Genomic DNA, 18,667 nt, shown 5'->3' with positions numbered 1-18,667 from the left:
AAAATCCATTTTTCAGTTGGGTGGTTGTTTGCTATACTGATGAAAACTGAAAGTGGAGGACTGCATAGATGTATTTACACGGTACCAGCAAAATCAATTCCAAGGGACATCTGGAAATCGGCGGATGCGATACGGTAGAGCTGAAAGAAACTTACGGCACTCCGCTGTATATTATGGATGAAGCCTTGATCCGGCAAAGATGCCGTGAATATATGGAAGCGTTCCGGGCATCGGGCTTGTCCTTCCAGGTGGCATACGCCAGCAAAGCGTTCTGCGTCATGGCCATGTGCCGGCTGGCCGAGGAAGAGGGACTTTCCCTTGACGTCGTATCGGAAGGGGAATTATATACGGCACTGCAAGCTGGTTTCCCTGCGCAGCGTATCCATTTTCACGGCAATAACAAAACCCCGGAAGAGCTGGAGATGGCCATTCAGGCCAACATTGGCTGTTTCGTCGTGGATAATTTTACCGAGATGCACATGCTGCAGGCGCTTTCCGCCGAAAAAGGCGTCACCGTCAACATCCTGTTGCGCGTAACGCCAGGGGTGGAGGCCCACACCCACGAATACATTTCCACCGGGCAAACGGATTCGAAGTTCGGCTTCGATATCGGGAACGGCTCCGCTTATGAAGCGGTAGAACAGGCTTCCCGGAGCTTGAATCTGAATTTGCTCGGGCTGCATTCCCATATCGGCTCGCAAATTTTTGAGGTCGAAGGCTTCCAGATGGCGGTGGAACGCGTGGCGGAATTTTCGCTTCGCGTCAAAGATCAACTGAATGTGATCTTTAAAGTCATCAACCTTGGTGGAGGCTTCGGCATCCGCTACACGTCCGAGGACACGCCGCTTCAAGTTTCCGATTATGTGAAGGCGATTACGGACGCGGTAAAATCTTCTTTTGCCGCCGGTTATCCGCAACTGCCGGAAATTTGGGTGGAGCCGGGTCGCAGTATCGTGGGCGACGCCGGAACGACGCTTTACACGGTGGGTACGAGCAAGGACATCCCGGGGGTCCGGAAGTATGTTTCCGTTGACGGCGGTATGACCGATAACCCGCGTCCGGCGCTGTACGAATCCAAGTATGAAGCCATGCTGGCGAACCGCGGGCTGGATGCGGCCGAGGAGACGGTGTCCATCGCGGGGAAATGCTGCGAAAGCGGCGACATGTTGATCTGGGATCTGGAACTGCCGAAGGTCAAATCCGGCGATTTGCTGGCGGTCGCTTGCACCGGGGCGTACAACTACGCGATGGCAAGCAATTACAACCGGATCCGCCGCCCTGCGGTCGTGTTCGTTCAAAACGGTCAAAGCGATCTGGTGGTCAAGCGGGAGACCCTGCAGGACATTACCTCCTGCGACGTGATTCCCGAGCGCATCGCCAAACAGCCGTCTTTGAAATAAAAAGGCCTGGTGATAGAAACTTAAAAAACAGAGGTGCGGAGCCAGTTCATTTCGATGAACTGGCTTTTTCGGTACCTGCTTTTTAAGTCCGTATTTTGCTACCGGAGGGATTTCATAGTACACTGGAATAGGTTTGTCCCACGTGTATGCTCACTAAAGAAGAAGAGGAAGTGACCCATATGAAAAAAGGAAAGATCGTTTTGGAAAAGGGCGGAGAAGTGGAGATCCAGTTTCTGCCCGAAGAAGCTCCGGGTACGGTGGCGAATTTCGAGAAGTTGGCGAATTCCGGCTTCTATAACGGCTTGACGTTCCACCGCGTGATCCCCGGCTTTGTAGCTCAAGGCGGATGCCCGATCGGAAACGGCACCGGCGGTCCAGGCTACACGATCAAGTGCGAAACGGCAACGAATACGACGAAGCATGAGCGCGGCGTGCTGTCGATGGCCCATGCCGGGAAAGATACCGGCGGCAGCCAGTTCTTCATCGTGTATGAGCCGCAGCCTCACCTGAACGGAGTACATACCGTATTCGGTAAAGTCACTTCCGGAATGGACCTGGTGGACCAGATCCGCCCAGGGGATAAAATGAAAGAGGTTACCGTCTGGGACGAGTAATCCCCGAAATGCGAAAGGGCTCCCGGCCGATCTTCGGCCAAGGGAGCCCTTTCGCTATTTCATGATGAATGAAGTTAAGATTGCCGGTCGGCCGCTTCGTCCTTGACTTCCTCCCGGAAGCCGCGGATGCTGTCCAGACGGCGGGCATTCTTTTCTTCAATTTGCCGCTTTTCCTCGCCGGTGATTTCGTCGGCATGCTCGCTCAAGTATTCCTGGCCTTCGCGGAAGTTGCGGATCGTATTTTGGATGTTGTCCTGCAGCTTTTCCACATTATCGGCGCGGTTGTCGGGTTTGGCCATGGCAGTTCCCTCCTGAAGGTTTCTTCCCCGGGAAGCGGGGCAATGTTATTGTCGCACTCGAGCGCTGATTTTATTCCGGAAAGGGGTTTGGCTTAGCAGAGCCCAAGCCGATTTGCGGCGTTGTTGTATTTTTATTTTTTTTATGCTATTCTTTCCTCAAGTCAGATGGATTTATGACTTTATCAAATTTATATGCATTCCTTCGGGGCAGGGTGAAATTCCCTACCGACGGTGATGGCGGGTCTTGAGATTTCCAGCAATAGCGGAAACCGAGGCCGGCACAAGTCCGTGACCCGTATGCGGGATCTGCCCGCATATGGCTGAGCCGGTGCGATTCCGGGACCGACAGTATAGTCTGGATGGGAGAAGGAGACGCGAAAAGCATTCGTACGTTAAAGTTCATGTTTTCACATGGTCTATTTGTGTTTCCATGTTGAACGATATGTTCGTTTTGACGGAGGCGAAGTATGCCTGCAGGCTATGATTTTATCATGGCTTGGTTAGGTGTAATTTAATGCAGCTTTTATTTCGCGGATGATCACTCTCAACAGCTCCTGCCGGAATGCTCCGGCAGGAGTTTTTTATGTCTAAGGCACAAGGAGGGGCGGTTATGCAAACGATCGGCGATGAATATTACATGGAGCTCGCCCTGCAAATGGCCGAACGCGCCCAGGGGCAGACCGGGATCAATCCGGTCGTCGGAGCCGTCGTGGTGAAAGACGGCGCGGTGGTCGGCCTGGGCGCCCACCTGAAAAGGGGAACGCCGCACGCGGAAGTGCACGCGCTCCGCATGGCGGGCCCCTTGGCCGAAGGGAGCACGGTATACGTTACGCTGGAGCCTTGCAGCCATTACGGCATGACGCCTCCTTGCGCGGAGCGGTTGATCGAGGATAAGGTGGCACGGGTTGTCGTGGCCACCGAAGATCCCAACCCGCAGGTGGCCGGGCGGGGAATCGGACTGCTGCGGCAAAACGGGATTGAAGTGACGACCGGGGTGCTTCGAGACCGGGCCGTGGCGTTAAACCGGAAATTCATCAAATACATTACAACCGGTCTTCCTTACGTGACGATTAAAACGGCCAGTACGCTGGACGGGAAAATCGCGACGAAAACGGGCGACAGCAAGTGGATTTCGAATGAAGCCTCGCGCGAAATCGTGCATACGATGCGACACCGCCATCAGGGCATTATGGTCGGCTCCGGAACGGTGCTTGCGGATGATCCGCAATTGACGACACGCCTGGCGGTTCCCGGATTGGATCCGGTGCGTATTATCGTGGATTCGACGCTTCGCGTTCCTGTCGCCAGCCGGGTGCTGAGCGACGGAGCGGCGCCGACCCTCGTCCTGACGACCGAGATGGCGGACCGCGCAAAGATGGCTGTCCTGGCGGAGCGGGGCATTGAGGTGATTCCCTGCGGGGCGGGGCCTCATGTTGATTTGCAGCTGGCGCTCCAGAGACTCGGGGAACGGGAAATCTCCTCCGTTCTGGTCGAGGGCGGCGGACGATTGAACGGCTCCCTGCTGGAAAAGAGGCTGGTGGACGAGATCGTCTTGTTTCTCGCCCCGAAATTGATCGGCGGGGGCGAAGCGCCGGGAAGCTTTATTTTCTCGGGATATGAAAAAATGAGCGAGGCCGTAACGCTGACAAGTGTAGAAGTCGAGACGATCGGAGACAATGTCTATATTCAAGGAAGGCCGGTCTGGCCGGAGAAGGAGCAAGCGGACATCCAAGGAAGTACGGAAGCGTAAAGGAGGCAGCCAATGTTTACAGGGCTTATCGAGGAGATCGGGACGATGAAATCGGTTAGCCGTCAAGGGGAAGCGCTAGTTCTGCACATTGCGGCCAAGGTCGTCACCGAAGGGTTAAAACCGGGCGACAGCATCGCCGTTAACGGGGTATGCCTGACGGCGGTATCTTTTGACGATCATTCGTTTATGGTCGATGTGATGCCGCAAACGTACCGGCATACCAACCTCAAGGATCTGAAGTCCGGCAGCAAAGTCAATCTCGAACGGGCGATGGCGGCCGGCGGCCGGTTCGGCGGTCATATCGTGCAGGGTCATGTGGACGGAACGGGTCAAATCGTGCGTAAACGTCAGGATCAAAATTCCGTCGTATACGAGATCCGACTGGCCGACGCTTCCCTCTCGCGGTACATCATTCCCCAAGGTTCCATTACGGTGGACGGGATCAGTCTGACCGTGGTAGAAACGCATGACGGCGGGTTTTCCATATCGATTATTCCCCATACCCTAAAAGAGACGATCCTCGCCTATAAAGGGGCGGGGGATACGGTTAACCTGGAGTGCGATGTGCTTGGCAAATATGTAGAACATCTTTTGAATTACGGAGCTTCGGGAAATGGAGTCCGGAAGACGGCTTCCGCTTCCACGCGCGGCATCGATCCGCAATTTCTGTCGGAGCACGGATTTATGTAAAATTGGAGGGATTCCCATGAGCGAGTTTCAACTGGACCGCGTGGAAGAAGCGATATACGAACTGATGCGCGGCAAAGTGATCATCGTGGTGGATGACGAAGACCGGGAAAATGAAGGGGATTTTGTGGCGCTGGCCGAGAAGGCCACGCCGGAAGTGATCAATTTTATGATCACTCAGGGCCGTGGGCTGGTGTGTCTGCCGATTACGGCGGAGCGTGCCGAGGAACTGGAACTGGCGCCGATGGTTACCCAAAATACCGACTACCACGGGACGGCGTTTACCGTTTCGATCGATCATAAAGATACGACGACCGGAATTTCCGCCTATGAGCGCTCTTTAACGGTTCGCGGGATCATGGACCCGAAGGCGAAGCCGTCGGACTTCCGGCGGCCGGGCCATATGTTCCCGCTGATCGCCAAGAAGGGCGGCGTTCTGCGCCGGGCGGGTCATACCGAAGCGGCCGTCGATCTGGCCCGGATGTGCGGCTCGTATCCCGCCGGCGTCATTTGCGAGGTGATTAAAGAGGACGGGACGATGGCGAGACTCCCCGATCTGGTGGAAATCGCCAGGAAGCATGATTTGAAGCTCATCAGCGTCAAAGATCTGATACATTACCGCAACGAGAAGGAAAAGCTGGTCAACCGGGAAGTCGAGGTACGGATGCCGACCGATTACGGTGAATTCCGGGCGGTAGCTTATACGAATGAGGTGGACACCAAGGAACATGTGGCCCTCGTTAAAGGCGACATCAACGGGAATGAACCGGTTCTGGTTCGGGTTCACTCCGAATGTCTCACCGGCGACGTCTTTCACTCGCACCGCTGCGATTGCGGCCCGCAATTCGAAGCCGCGCTACGCCAGATCGAACAAGAAGGGCGAGGGGTTCTCCTCTATATGCGCCAGGAAGGCCGCGGGATCGGACTGGTCAACAAGCTGAAAGCCTACAAGCTGCAGGAAGAGGGATTCGATACGGTCGACGCCAACCTGAAGCTGGGCTTCCCGGCCGACCTGCGGGATTACGGCATCGGAGCGCAAATTCTCAAGGATTTGGGCGTACGCCAAATCCGGCTGCTTACGAATAATCCGCGAAAGATTAAAGGCCTGGAAGGATACGGTTTGGAAGTGGTGGAACGGGTACCGCTGCAAATGAAAGAGAATGCCGACAATACCCGTTATCTGCATACGAAGCAAGCCAAGCTCGGGCATATGCTGAAATTCGACGATCTGGAGCAGAACGAATCCGCCGAGGTTTAAGATCGGGCAACACGTCCGTTTCGAAATCGGCACATAAACAAGTTTCAATCACAGGGAGGATGAAATTCATGATGAATGTTTTTGAAGGCAATCTGGTATCGGAAGGTTTAAAATACGGCATCGTTGTAGGCCGGTTTAACGAGTTTATTACAAGCAAGCTGCTTAGCGGAGCGCTCGATGCCCTGAAGCGTCACGGCGTCAAGGAAGAAGAAATCAGCGTCGCATGGGTACCGGGGGCGTTTGAAATTCCTTTGGCCGCGCAGAAGCTGGCGGAAAGCGGGAATTACGACGCGGTCATCACTCTCGGCACCGTCATTCGGGGTTCCACGTCGCATTATGATTATGTCTGCAACGAGGTGGCCAAGGGCGTTGCGGCCATCGGTCTGAAGACTGGCATACCGACCATATTCGGCGTCGTGACGACGGAAAATATCGAGCAGGCGATTGAGCGAGCGGGTACCAAGGCCGGGAACAAGGGCTGGGACGCCGCAATGGCCGCGATCGAAATGGCAAACTTGACGAAACAGCTAAAATAGTGCTTATTTAATGTAGTACCCTATTTTTCGGGTACTGCATTTTTCTTTTTAGAGGCACGGGTTGCTTCGCGATTGGTACGACGGGTGGAGGATGTTCATTGACGACCGTATTATATAAACTGGAGACATTTGAGGGGCCGCTGGATTTGCTGCTGCATCTGATCGATAAGGCCGAGATCGATATTCACCAAATTTCGATCAGTGAGATCACGGACCAGTACCTCGAGTATTTGCACAATATGCAGGAATTGGAACTTGAGGTAACCAGCGAGTTCCTCGTCATGGCGGCCACGCTGCTGTCCATAAAATCCAAACAGCTCCTGCCCAAACCGCCCGTTATTGAACTGGAGGACGATTTCGATTATTTGCTGGAGGAAGAAGAGGATCCGAGGGACGAGCTGATCCGCCAGTTGATCGAGTATCGCAAATATAAAGGGATTGCCGAGCATCTTCATGAGCGCGAGTGGGAGCGCAGCTTGATCTTTTCCAAAGAGCCCGAAGATTTAACGCCCTATTTGCCGGACATCGAGGAGAATCCGGTAAAGGGGCTTCACGCCGCCGATTTGATCGCGGTGTTTCAGAGGGCGATCCGTAAATCCGTCAAGCGTAATGCGGTGGCGCGGATTCATCGCGACGAAATTTCGGTAAAGGACCGGATTAGGGAGGTCGTGTCCGCCCTGGAAACCGTGGGAAAAGGCGGAAGACTGTTATTTTCCAAGCTGCTGCATCAGGAGATGCACAGACATGAGATTGTCGTGACTTTTTTGGCCGTATTGGAGTTAATGAAAATGAAACAAATCGTATGCTACCAGAACAAATTGTTCGATGATATCGTCATGGAGTGGAGAGGGGAAGGAAAGGCCGATGAATTATCAGGAATTGAAATCGATTATTGAGGGGTTGCTCTTTCTGGCGGGGGAGGAAGGCATCAGTCCGAAGCAGCTGGCGGAAGTGACAGACCAGCGGCAGGACTTGATTGTCGAAGCCTTGCAGGATATGAAGAGCTCCTTCGAGAATCAGGGTCGGGGGCTGCAGATCGTTCAGATCGCCGGAAACTACCAGTTGGCCACGTTGCCTCAGCATGCGCCGTATTTCGAGAAACTGGCCTACTCCCCCTCGCGTTCCACTTTGTCGCAGGCGGCCTTGGAGACGCTCTCCATCATCGCATACCGTCAGCCGATTACCCGGATTGAAGTGGAGGAAATTCGCGGGGTCAAGTCGGAACGGGCGATCCACACGCTGGTCAATAAGGATTTGATCGAAGAAGTGGGCCGGGCGGATGCGATCGGCAGACCGATTTTGTACGGGACGACAAAGGCGTTCCTCGATTATTTCGGACTTGCGAGCCTTCAAGATTTGCCGGATTTGGCCGATTTCGAAAGCAGCGAGCAGTTGGAAGAGGAAACGCAGCTGTTATTCCAGAAACTGGAGGAACAGCAGTTGACGTTTGACGATGTGGACAAGGATGAACCGAATTAATTAGAACCGTCCCGGTGGGGCGGTTTTTTTATTTTTGGCAAACCTGTAATTTTTTTAGGAACCCCGAGTCATACTAATCGGAGCTTAATATTCCATAGAATGGCATGGAGGGCTTTCCTGTGTGGATTTTTTGGCTCGGAAGCATCCTGGTTTTGTTGCTGCTGGTCGTCCTATTCGTCATCCTGAATTCCAAAATTACAATTCGCTTGAGAGCTAAAAAAGAAAACCGGGACGAACTGATCCAGCTTGACGTCACACTTCTGTTCGGTTTGTTATCGCTTCATTATGAAATTCCGGCCATGGGTTTTGCCGATCTGAAGAAAGGTTTGTGGGTCGAGAGCGGCCGGATCGACAATTTTACGCCCGGGCCTTCGGCTGCCGGGGAGGACGCGATCAACAAGGATAAGGTAAAACATTGGATGCAGCAGCTTCGTGAGTTGGTGACGGCGACGGAAGGGTTTAAAAGATGGCTGGTCAACACGCTTCAAAAGATCTCTTTTGTCCAGTTCGATTGGTCCACCAATGTGGCCATGCGGGACGCGGCGCATACCGCTACGCTAACCGGAGCTTTGTGGGCCGTAAAAAGCACGATTGTCGGATGGCTGTCCTATCATATCAGGCTGCGCCGGCGTCCCAAGCTGTTTGTCGTTCCCCTGTTCGGGACAAGCCCGACATTCTCCACGGAATTGGTCTGCAGGGCTGAAATTAGCTTCGGTTATGCTGTTTACGCCGGACTGATATTGATTTATCGGGTTTTGAAAGTAAAGGGCGGCTTGAAAAGATGGCGTCGGCTCCTTACCGGAACAAAACCGCAATAGGGACGGCTTGCATATTTCCCTTCGGGACAGGACAACCTAATGCTTGCTTAATAAATTCGGTTTATTAAGGAGGTAATGACCCAATGAATGAACATCCAATCCAAGGCCTTATGCAGACCGCTATGGAAAATATTAAAGATATGGTCGATGTGAACACGATCGTGGGCGAGCCCGTCCAGACGCCGGACGGAAGCGTCATTTTACCGATCAGCCGCGTTGGCTTCGGCTTTGCCGCAGGGGGAAGCGACTTTAACCTTGACGAGCAAGACGGAAAAAGCGCAACGCATGCCGACGGCGGAAAAGGCCGGCCGTTCGGCGGCGGCAGCGGCGGCGGCGTATCGATCAATCCCATCGCCTTCCTGGTCGTGGGCAAGCAGGGGGTAAATATCGTTCCGTTGGACAATCAGACCCATCTGATGGAGAAAATCATCGACGCCGTTCCTTCGGTGATCGACCGAATCCAATCGATGCTGCCGAACAACGGCGGAGCACAGACACAGACAACAGGCGCAATGTCAACGGCAAACATGGCGAACGCGACGGTTGGAACATCCCCAACTCCCGCTATCCATCCTTTTGCGTAATCGCTGCTCCCTTTCCGGGACCCCGGGAGGGGTCTTTTTTTGAACAGTAGCGAAAGTGCCGTTGTGTTTGCCGATCAGGGCTTGGACATACTCCCATGAACCGCAGCATATAATATACCAGTTCGCATAAGCGAAAGTCGGAGGAATAAAGATGAAACGTACATCCAGAATTCGGGCTCTTGGCATGTTTAGCTTAAGCCTTATATGTGCGCTATCGTTATCGGGACGCGCGCAGGGTGAGCCGGCGGCCCCGACAACGCACGCTCAGGCGGCCTCGCTGATCGATGTGTCATCCGGGCGGATCCTATACAGTTCGTCGGGAGACCAAGAGCTTCCCATCGCCAGTCTGACCAAGATCATGACGGCCATCGTCGCGATCGAGCACGGTAAACCCGGCGACCTTGTCAAAGTGAGCCGGAACGCGTACGGCAAAGAGGGCTCGTCGATCTATCTTCGCCTCGGCGAGGAAATGAGCCTGGAGAACATGCTCTACGGCTTGATGCTCAGGTCCGGCAACGACGCGGCGACGGCGATCGCCGAGCATGTCGGCGGTTCCGAGGAAGGGTTCGTGTATTTGATGAACCAGAAGGCCAAGCTGCTTGGGCTGGAGCATACGCAATTTAAGAATCCACACGGGCTTGATGCCAAAGGGCATTATTCTTCGGCGAACGATTTGGCCAAGCTTACGGCGTACGCCCTGCACAACCCTTTATTTAAAGAAATCGTGAAAACGCCGAGCCGCAAAGCGCCGAACCCTAACGATCCCTGGGATTACCGCTGGGATAACAAAAATAAAATGCTCCGCTTTTATGAAGGGGCAGACGGCGTGAAAACAGGGTATACCAAGACGGCAAGGCGCTGTCTGGTCAGTTCCGCCACCCGTGGCGGCCAGCAGTTGGTCGCGGTCACGATCAACGACGGGGATGACTGGAACGACCATCGAAAATTGCTGGATTTCGGCTTCGCCCATTTTCCCTTGGAAACGCTGATCGAAGAAGGGCAAGCGGTGAAAACCGGCTTAACCGCCGGCAGCGGGTTTCGATACCCGCTCACGGATAGCGAGAAGCGGGAGGTCGAGCTCCGTCTGAAGATCAGGGAAGGGGGTGCCTTGTCCTTCGGTTATCGCGGAGAGATTGTAGTTTCGCTTCAAGGGCGGGAAATCGGCAAGGTACCGGTCTACCAAAGTCGCTCCGACGACGGCGCCCCGCCCGCGGCAAGCAGCTTCGGGCAGGGTGCGGCTTCTTCTTTCGATCAATCGGGCGGCAAGCGGCCCGGCTCGCTGGAAACGGTGCTGAGGAGGCTGTTCCTGGCGGGGGATTAATGGAGCGTTTTTGCGGAAGGGGGAAATCTTGGTGGTCAATAAAATATGGCTAGCCTTAATACTCATCGGTTTTTTATTCGCCGCCGTGAAAGGCGACATTAACGTGGTTACCCAGGCTGCTTTTGAAGGAGCCGCTACCGGAGTAACCGTTTGTTTCGGACTCATCAGTGTTCTGGTTTTTTGGATGGGGGTGATGAAGCTTGCCGAGGAATCCGGCCTGGTCAAAGTCATCTCGCGTCTTTTGGGGCCGGTCGTTTCCTATTTGTTTCCCGATGTTCCGAAGAACCATCCCGCCATGGGATATATTTTATCGAATATGAGCGCCAATCTGCTGGGGCTTGGCAATGCCGCCACCCCGATGGGCATTCGGGCGATGCAGCAGCTGCAGGAGCTGAACCCCGACAAAGAAACGGCATCTCCCGCCATGTGTACCTTGCTGGCGCTGAATACGGCGAGCATTACGCTGATTCCGACGACCTTGATCGCCATACGCATGAATTACCATTCGGCAAATCCCGCGGAGATCGTCGGATCTACTCTGTTAGCCACAGCCATCGCCACATTTGCCGCCATCGCCGCGGACCGTTGGTGCAGAAAAAGATACAGCTGGAAAAAGCCGCCGACCGTTACGCCCTCCACGCCCAATCTATCGATGAAGAGGTGAGATGACATTTGCTGAACTGGGTCAATCTGTTGTCCGCCTGGGCCGTGCCGGTTATGATCGCATTCATTCCTTTATACGCCTACATAAAGAAAGTTCCCGTCTACGAATCTTTTGTGGATGGGGCCAAGGACGGCTTTTCAACGGCGATCGGGATTATTCCGCATTTGGTAGGTATGATGGTAGCCATCAGTGTCTTTCGGGCTTCGGGTGCGCTGGAGTTTTTCGTCGGGTGGATGACGCCTTTTCTGGAGGCGCTTCGCGTCCCTTCGGAAGTACTGCCCCTCGGAATTCTTCGGCCGTTGACAGGGACCGGTTCATTGGCTTTTACGACCGATTTGATCAAAACGTACGGACCCGATTCGATGATCGGACGCATTGCCTCTACCATCCAGGGAAGCACGGATACGACGCTTTATGTGTTGACGGTGTACTTCGGAGCAGTCGGGATCCGGAACGGAAGATACGCGTTGAAGGTCGGATTGTTTTCCGACGTGGTCGGGTTTGTCGCGGCGATTGCCGTATGTCTTGTATTGTTTGGATAATTTTGCGTGACCTTTTTCCTAGATGAAGTTCCTATTAGTCCTAAATTCACGGACCGATACTCCTGATTACGCTCAGGGTTATCGGTTTTTTTTAGTTGTTATGGTTAAATGAATAGGTCTGCATTTTTTGCAAATACATAACGGAAAGAGGGAATTACATAACATGCGGATGAAAAGTGCATGGAAGAAAAAAATGGGGGCGGCCGCTATAACGGCGCTGCTGCTTACTACCGTGTTCTCGTCCACCGGCGTACAAGCCGAGACGGAACTGAACTGGGTCGTAGGGCAAGGACAAACGGTAACGCTCGGGAACAATCTGGCCGATCTGAAGCTGAGCGAGGACTTTGTGTTCCTGAATGGCACCGACACCCAAACCTTCGAGCGGGAAAGCGGAGGCGTCCCGAACGGCTTGGAGATCGGTTCCGTATTCCCGATCGCCGAAGATCAAACGTGGTCGGTCTACTTCGAATATGAAGAAAGCGGTCATATTTCGGATGACGAGAAGGACGAAATCGACGCTGACGCCTTATTGGACAGCTACAAAAAGGGGACTGAAGAGAGCAACAAAGAACGGCCGGAAGAAGATCACATGTTTGTGGACGGATGGGAAACGCCTCCGGCCTACGACGAGAAGCTGAAAAGCTTGACCTGGGCATTGCGAGGGCATGACATTAACAACAACACCTTTATCAACTACAACATTAGAATTTTAACGCGACAGGGCAACGTATCCGCCATTTTGGTCTCCGATCCGAACGAACTGGGGGCATCCAAGAAGATCTTGGAGGACCAGCTGCTGCCGGCCTTTACGCTTAAAGAAGGTCAGCGTTATGAGGATTTCGACGCCAAGACGGACAAGAAGGCCGAATACGGGTTGACGGCCTTGATTCTTGGCGGAGCGGGTTTAGCGGTGGCGAAAAAAGTCGGGCTGATCGCCGGTCTGGTTCTGCTGTTGAGAAAGTTCTGGTATGTCATTATCGCCGCTTTGGGCGTCGTTTGGCGCTTGATCACCGGTAAGAAAAAGAATAACCAGAATCCGCCGACGGAAGTGGCGGAAGGCCCTCAGGACGGGATGAACGGCGAAACCGGGCAGCCGGAAGAATCCCAGGATCGTCCGGCCAATCCGCCGGGGCCAGGGCAAACCTTATAACGAAAAAGGATAGGATGCGGGAGGCGCAAGTTGCCTCCCGCTATTGTTAATTTCAGGTTCTATGGGTATCATGTGTATGAGGTGACTTATTTACATGGAGAGATTGCAGAAGATTTTGGCGGGGGCGGGTGTCGCGTCACGCCGGAAGTGCGAGGAACTGATTCAAAGCGGCCGGGTTCAGGTCAACGGGGAGACCGTTACCGAACTGGGAACCAAAGCGGATCCCGCAGCGGACGTGATTACCGTCGACGGGAAAACGGTCGGTGCGCAGAAGAAAATGTACATCGTGTTCAACAAACCGAAAGGCGTCATCACGAGCGCCTCGGATCCACAGGGCCGAAAAATCGTCACCGACTATTTGAAGGGGATTAACGAGCGGCTGTACCCGGTAGGCCGCCTGGATTACGATACGGAAGGCTTGCTGCTGTTAACCAATGATGGCGAATTTGCCCATCTGCTGACTCATCCGAAGCATCATGTGGCGAAGACTTATCTGGCTACGGTCAAAGGCGTCCCTCATGGCACGGCTTTGGACAAGCTGAAGAACGGGATCATGCTGGAGGACGGAATGACGGCCCCCGCCGAGGTGGAATATTACGATATCGATCCGGAAGAGAAACACGCGACCATTTCCATCACGATTTACGAGGGAAGGAACCGGCAGGTGCGCAGAATGTTTGAGGCGATTCAACACCCGGTCACCAAATTGAAGCGGATATCCTTCGGCGATCTGTATCTCGGCAACCTCAAGAGAGGGTTATACCGTCACTTGACCAAGGAAGAGGTCGAAGGTTTAATCAAGCTGGCGAGAACGGCCGGCAAGCCCGGAAACAGACCAACCCCCAAAAAAGACAAATGAAAAAATAACACAGCACAACGTCGGTGCTGTGTTATTTTTTATTACATGAGTTTAGGAATCCATTCCTTTTAGGTCGTAAAGTAAAATCGAAAGGCCTGAAGAAGCCTTGATTTTATAAGGTTGTGTAAGCTTTAATAACAGGAAGCGATTACATTTGCAAAAAAAACTATTGATTATTTTGGGATGATCTTCTATGCTAAGAGTACAAAAGAAATAAAGTTAAAGCACTTAAACTTTAGGTTAATGCGTGTGAGTATTGAAATCACATGTAATTTGACGACAAAAAGTTAAAGCGCTTTAATTTTAGAAAGAGGATGGTGGTTTTGTGACTCGTCGTGAGAGTCGGAGGCAAACATTTTACATGTACTTGTTTATTTCACCTTGGATCATCGGCTTCCTTGTTTTTGCGCTTTACCCGATTTTGTCGTCGCTTTATTTCAGCTTTACGGACTATGACATCATTCATCCCCCCGAGTTTATCGGATTGGCGAATTACCGGGAGATGTTCCAAAATGAACTCTTCTGGCAATCCGTTCGGGTAACCCTGAAGTTCACTTTTATCAGCGTTCCCGTCCAGCTTTTGCTCGCGCTCGGGTTTGCGCTGCTGCTGAACCAGAAAATTCCGCTGCGCGGATTTTTCAGAACGGCGATGTATTTCCCGAGCATGGTGTCGGGGGTTGCGATGTCATTATTGTGGTATTGGATTTTCAATCCGCAAATCGGTCTGTTCAATTACATGCTGTCCTGGTTTGGAATCAGAGGTCCGGCCTGGCTGATGGACCCGGATACCGCTTTGTACGCGCTGATTATTATGACGTTTTGGACAGCCGGGTCCGGAATGATTCTGTTCCTTGCCGGACTTCAGGGCGTGCCGTCCAGTTTGGTGGAGGCGGCCAGACTCGATGGGGCGGGAAGGTTCAAAATTTTTGTGCACGTCGTCTTGCCCATGATCTCCCCGGTTTTGCTGTTCCAACTCATCATGGGCATCATCGATTCGTTCCAGGTCTTCACACAGGCCTACGTAATGACGCAGGGCGGGCCGAATTACTCCACCTGGTTTTACGTCTACAACCTGTACACCAGCGCATTCAAAGAATATCGCGCCGGCTACTCCTCGGCGCTTGCCTGGGTACTATTGATCGCGGTTATGCTTTGTACCGCCTTGATTATGAAGCTGTCCAACCGCTTCGTTCATTATGAGGGAGGTGGCCGAAGATGAGCACGGTTCGAACGGCCGCGGAACGCGGGCGCCCATCGTTTGAAACCCCGGGTGCGCGCAAACCGGATACGGTGAAAATCGTCAGTTTTCTGCTTTTGCTGGCGACGACTTTTACGATGCTGCTTCCCCTGTTTTTTATGGTTTCCACGTCGCTGAAATCGAGCCGGGAGATGTTGAAATTCCCGCCGACTTTTATACCGGAAACCTGGAGTTTTGGGAACTACCTCGAGATTTTCGATACGCTGCAATTCGGCACGTTGTATAAAAACAGCCTCATCGTCGCCGCGATGAGCGTACTCGGAACGTTGATCTCCTCGGCGCTGGTGGCTTACGGGTTTGCGAGATATCGGGGTCGGGGCAACAACATCTGGTTTATGCTGCTGCTCAGCACGATGATGCTGCCTTATCCGGCGATCATGGTGCCGCAGTTCATCCTGTTTTCCAAGCTGCAGTGGATCGATACTTTTTTGCCGCTGATCGTACCCGCGTTTTTCGGGTCCGCGTATAACATCTTTTTACTGCGCCAATTTTTCCTGACCCTGCCCGATGATTTGTTTGACGCGGGACGGATGGACGGGTGCAGCGAACTGCGGATCTGGTACAAGATCGCGTTGCCGCTCTCCGGGCCCGCTTTGGCTACGGTGGCGATATTCGCTTTTATCTATAGCTGGAATGATCTGCTGACCCCGGTGCTCTACTTGAGCTCGTCCGAGCATTTTACGCTTCCGATCGGTATGTCGTCGTTAACATCGTCGAGATTTCGGATTCCGCCTTGGCATTTACTGATGGTCGCGTCCGTTCTGGCGATGGTTCCGATCGTCACTTTGTTTGCCGTAGCCCAGAAGCAGTTTGTGGAGGGGATCGTTCTCACCGGCATTAAGTCGTAGTATAGCTTGGGGGAGCGAGTCCATCAAAATCATATTCAATGAGGAGGATTTGAACATGAACATTCGGAGAAGGCGAAAAGGTATTGTTGGAATGATATTGATCCTGGTAGCGGCGATGGCCTTGTCTGGCTGCGCCGGCGGAAAGTCGGCGGCGGATACGGCCCCCGGCGGCGGTGAAACGGATTCCGGCGGAGGCGGTCAAGTGACCATCACGCATTACACGATCGATTCCCCGGATCGTACGTTTATCGAGCAGCTTGTCCCTGAATTTGAAAAGCAGCATCCCAATATCAAGGTGAAAGTGGAGAAAGCGCCTTACGAGCAGTTCGACAGCAAACTGCAGACGCTGATCGCCGGCGGAAATTCGCCCGATGTGACGAGCCACTACGGCTACGGCGGTTTCGCGGAATATTACAACAAAGGCATGCTGCTTGATTTGACCGACCTGATGAAGGAAGACGGGTTTGACGCCGCAACGTACAGCATTCCCAAGGAACTGATGGAAATCTATAAAGTGAACGAGCAAACCTACGGTATACCGGTCAATATCTACGTAACTTTGATGATGTACAACAAGGACATGTTTGATGCGGCCGGTTTGCCGTACCCGCCGAGCGATTATGAGGACAAAAGCTGGACGTTCGACAAGATGGTGGAGTATGCCAAACAAATGACCGTGGTATCCGACGATATCGCCAAGACCCAATACGGGGTGGATTTCGCTTGGTCGGAACGCGACATGAAACCGCTGTATTTTGGAGCCGAGCCTTACTCGAAGGATACATGGACGAACGGCGGGGTGCCGTCGGAGACGTATTTTGATTCTCCGGAAGTGATCGCCGCCTACAATAAACTCTTCGACCTGATCTTCAAAGAGAAGGTGTCGCCGACTTCCGAGTGGAGCAAGAGCGTCGCGGGGCAGAACGGGGACCCGTTTGTGGCCGGCAAAATCGGCATGACGGTTGGGGGCTCCTGGATTCTCGCCGGCTCCAACGACTTTCCGTTTAAGGTCGGCGTGGCGGCCGTACCTTGGGGCGGGAACGACAAGGTTCGCAGCAACCTGTTTGTCGATCCGCTGATGATCCTGAAAGATTCGAAGCATCCGAAGGAAGCGTTTGAGTGGATCAAATATTTGCTGACCGACGAAATCCAGGAGAAGTCGATCGAGCTCAGCGGCGGCAACCCGCCCGTGAATACAAAGGCGGCCGAAGCGTATTATAAGCATTTTGAAGGGATCGAGCCGGAGGATGTCAAAAAGGTGATTGAAGGATCGACAAAGTATGGCTTTGAATCGTATAACCATCTCGTCGTTCATTACTCCCAAATCAACGATATGTTTATAAATGAGATGCAGCCGATCGAAACCGGGCACAAAACCGTGGAGGAAGTGATGCCGGTCATACAGAAGAAAGTAACGGAAATCCTGAACAGGTAGTTCATGGAGCAAAACGAGCCGCCCGGAAGGGCGGCTTTTTTGAGAGCGGGGTTAGCGGAAGATCTGTTGGCAATGTATACTGGGGGTAGACCCTGGGTCGGAATCTGATGCCGCAAGGAGAAATGGGAATGAAAGTTAGCATTTTTGACGTGGCCAAAAAGTCCGGACTTTCCGTAGTCACGGTATCGCGTGTGCTGAACGGGGCGGAAACGGTCCGGGAAAAGAATCGACAAAAGGTGCTGGAAGCCATCCGGGAGCTGGATTATCGCCCGAATGCCGCCGCGAGAAGTCTTGCCCGCGGCAAGACGGGGATCATCGGCTTGATCGTCACAACGCTGCAAGATTCTTTTTTCGATGCCATCGTAAAAGAAATGAATGAAGTGTTGGCCATGCACGGGTATTTTCTGGCGATCTCGGTGTCCGACGGACTCGGCAGCGACGGAAGCCACTACCTGATCCAGGAAGACCGGGTTGACGGTCTGATCCTTCTCTCACCGATGGAAGAGGACAGCTATATAGTTGAAATGAAGCGGCGGGGGATCCCTTACGTCCTGATCGATAACCAGAAGCCGGAGAACGACGCTTTTTCCGTAACGATCAACAATCTGAAGGGGGGGTACGCCGCAGCAGCACATCTGCTGGAACTCGGTCACACTTCCATCGCCCACTTGTGCGGCAACGAAACGTTCCGAAGCACCCGGGAAAGGCGTGCGGGCTTTCTTCAGGCTCTTGAGGAAAGGGGAATCGCCCCTTTTGAAATCGTTAACGGGGATTTTGAAATCGCCTTCGGATATGAGACCGGCAAGCGATGGTTGGAACAAGGGAAGCTGCCGAGTGCTGTTTTTGCGGGCGATGACAATATCGCCTTGGGCGTCGTGAACGCGCTGATGGAAGCGGGAGTCCGGGTTCCCGACCAGGTCGCGGTGGTGGGATATGACGACCAATACATCGCGTCGCAGCTGCACCCCCAGATGACGACCGTTCGCCAGCCTGCCGACAAAATCGGCCTGGCGGCCGCCGAGATGCTGCTGAAACGCATCGAGGGGAAAAACAAAAGAAGCGCGGTGCAGAGGATTGACCCGGAACTCATCGTCCGGGAGTCGACGGTCGGAATAAGCCATAGAGAACGGTGAGCGTTCTCGTTAAATCGTGTCAAGCTGGGAGG

General features: G+C 53.3%; 20 protein-coding genes and 1 riboswitch. Of the genes, 19 read left to right on the top strand and 1 reads right to left on the bottom strand.

The features are described 5' to 3' along the window. Positions 1–68 precede the first annotated feature (68 nt). Both lysA and LBW89_RS17200 read left to right on the top strand, forming a co-directional pair. On the top strand, positions 69–1,400 hold the full coding sequence (lysA, locus tag LBW89_RS17205; protein WP_225039637.1) for a diaminopimelate decarboxylase: 1,332 nt from the start codon (positions 69–71) through the stop codon (positions 1,398–1,400). 179 nt (positions 1,401–1,579) lie between these two features. Further along, positions 1,580–2,014: a peptidylprolyl isomerase gene (locus LBW89_RS17200; protein WP_225039635.1), complete on the top strand. Its 435-nt coding sequence runs from the start codon at positions 1,580–1,582 to the stop codon at positions 2,012–2,014. A gap of 74 nt (positions 2,015–2,088) precedes the next feature. Here LBW89_RS17200 and tlp read toward each other — a convergent pair whose 3' ends face one another. After that, positions 2,089–2,313, bottom strand: a complete 225-nt coding sequence (gene tlp / locus LBW89_RS17195; RefSeq protein ID WP_148451852.1) for a small acid-soluble spore protein Tlp — start codon at positions 2,311–2,313, stop codon at positions 2,089–2,091. Between the two features lie 194 nt (positions 2,314–2,507). Then, positions 2,508–2,688, top strand: a riboswitch (FMN riboswitch). 235 nt (positions 2,689–2,923) lie between these two features. Here tlp and ribD point away from each other — a divergent pair. From ribD to LBW89_RS17110, 17 genes are all read left to right on the top strand, one after another. Then, positions 2,924–4,063, top strand: coding sequence for a bifunctional diaminohydroxyphosphoribosylaminopyrimidine deaminase/5-amino-6-(5-phosphoribosylamino)uracil reductase RibD (gene ribD, locus LBW89_RS17190; protein ID WP_225039633.1), 1,140 nt, complete (start codon positions 2,924–2,926; stop codon positions 4,061–4,063). 12 nt (positions 4,064–4,075) lie between these two features. Next, entirely contained in the window at positions 4,076–4,753 is a 678-nt protein-coding gene (locus tag LBW89_RS17185) for a riboflavin synthase (RefSeq protein WP_148451854.1), read from the top strand. Between the two features lie 16 nt (positions 4,754–4,769). Next, entirely contained in the window at positions 4,770–6,008 is a 1,239-nt protein-coding gene (locus tag LBW89_RS17180; RefSeq protein ID WP_225039631.1) for a bifunctional 3,4-dihydroxy-2-butanone-4-phosphate synthase/GTP cyclohydrolase II, read from the top strand. Positions 6,009–6,076: 68 nt separating this feature from the next. Beyond that, entirely contained in the window at positions 6,077–6,544 is a 468-nt protein-coding gene (ribE, locus tag LBW89_RS17175; protein ID WP_148451856.1) for a 6,7-dimethyl-8-ribityllumazine synthase, read from the top strand. Between the two features lie 98 nt (positions 6,545–6,642). Further along, positions 6,643–7,440: a segregation and condensation protein A gene (locus tag LBW89_RS17170; RefSeq protein WP_225039629.1), complete on the top strand. Its 798-nt coding sequence runs from the start codon at positions 6,643–6,645 to the stop codon at positions 7,438–7,440. Further along, complete coding sequence (gene scpB, locus LBW89_RS17165) at positions 7,409–8,023, top strand: SMC-Scp complex subunit ScpB (protein ID WP_148451858.1); 615 nt, start codon at positions 7,409–7,411, stop codon at positions 8,021–8,023. Before LBW89_RS17170 ends, scpB begins: the two co-directional genes overlap by 32 nt. 119 nt (positions 8,024–8,142) lie before the next feature. Beyond that, positions 8,143–8,841: a DUF2953 domain-containing protein gene (locus LBW89_RS17160; protein ID WP_148451859.1), complete on the top strand. Its 699-nt coding sequence runs from the start codon at positions 8,143–8,145 to the stop codon at positions 8,839–8,841. Between the two features lie 83 nt (positions 8,842–8,924). Next, positions 8,925–9,425, top strand: coding sequence for a GerW family sporulation protein (ytfJ, locus tag LBW89_RS17155; protein WP_225039627.1), 501 nt, complete (start codon positions 8,925–8,927; stop codon positions 9,423–9,425). A gap of 151 nt (positions 9,426–9,576) precedes the next feature. Continuing rightward, on the top strand, positions 9,577–10,746 hold the full coding sequence (locus LBW89_RS17150; protein ID WP_225039625.1) for a D-alanyl-D-alanine carboxypeptidase family protein: 1,170 nt from the start codon (positions 9,577–9,579) through the stop codon (positions 10,744–10,746). A gap of 31 nt (positions 10,747–10,777) precedes the next feature. Next, positions 10,778–11,410, top strand: a complete 633-nt coding sequence (locus LBW89_RS17145) for a nucleoside recognition domain-containing protein (RefSeq protein ID WP_148451862.1) — start codon at positions 10,778–10,780, stop codon at positions 11,408–11,410. An 8-nt stretch (positions 11,411–11,418) separates the two neighbouring features. Beyond that, positions 11,419–11,952, top strand: coding sequence for a spore maturation protein (locus tag LBW89_RS17140; RefSeq protein ID WP_148451863.1), 534 nt, complete (start codon positions 11,419–11,421; stop codon positions 11,950–11,952). A gap of 163 nt (positions 11,953–12,115) precedes the next feature. Next, complete coding sequence (locus LBW89_RS17135; RefSeq protein WP_148451864.1) at positions 12,116–13,102, top strand: DUF2167 domain-containing protein; 987 nt, start codon at positions 12,116–12,118, stop codon at positions 13,100–13,102. Positions 13,103–13,196: 94 nt separating this feature from the next. Then, positions 13,197–13,961 (top strand): pseudouridine synthase, encoded by a 765-nt coding sequence (locus LBW89_RS17130; RefSeq protein ID WP_148451865.1) that lies wholly within the window; start codon positions 13,197–13,199, stop codon positions 13,959–13,961. 361 nt (positions 13,962–14,322) lie between these two features. Then, positions 14,323–15,180 carry a carbohydrate ABC transporter permease gene (locus tag LBW89_RS17125; RefSeq protein WP_211373282.1) on the top strand — a complete coding sequence of 286 codons (858 nt, stop codon included), beginning with the start codon at positions 14,323–14,325 and terminating at the stop codon, positions 15,178–15,180. Further along, a complete protein-coding gene (locus tag LBW89_RS17120) occupies positions 15,177–16,067 on the top strand; it encodes a carbohydrate ABC transporter permease (protein WP_148451867.1) in 891 nt (296 codons plus the stop codon). The genes LBW89_RS17125 and LBW89_RS17120 overlap by 4 nt, the downstream gene beginning before the upstream one ends. A gap of 55 nt (positions 16,068–16,122) precedes the next feature. Continuing rightward, positions 16,123–17,502: an ABC transporter substrate-binding protein gene (locus tag LBW89_RS17115; RefSeq protein ID WP_148451868.1), complete on the top strand. Its 1,380-nt coding sequence runs from the start codon at positions 16,123–16,125 to the stop codon at positions 17,500–17,502. A 128-nt stretch (positions 17,503–17,630) separates the two neighbouring features. Beyond that, positions 17,631–18,635 carry a LacI family DNA-binding transcriptional regulator gene (locus tag LBW89_RS17110; RefSeq protein ID WP_148451869.1) on the top strand — a complete coding sequence of 335 codons (1,005 nt, stop codon included), beginning with the start codon at positions 17,631–17,633 and terminating at the stop codon, positions 18,633–18,635. The last annotated feature ends 32 nt before the right edge of the window (positions 18,636–18,667 follow it).

Source organism: Paenibacillus sp. alder61, from assembly GCF_020179875.1.
Classification (GTDB): domain Bacteria; phylum Bacillota; class Bacilli; order Paenibacillales; family Paenibacillaceae; genus Fontibacillus; species Fontibacillus faecis.
The sequence above is the reverse complement of the archived record's forward strand: the minus strand, read 5'-3'. Positions and strand labels throughout refer to the sequence as shown.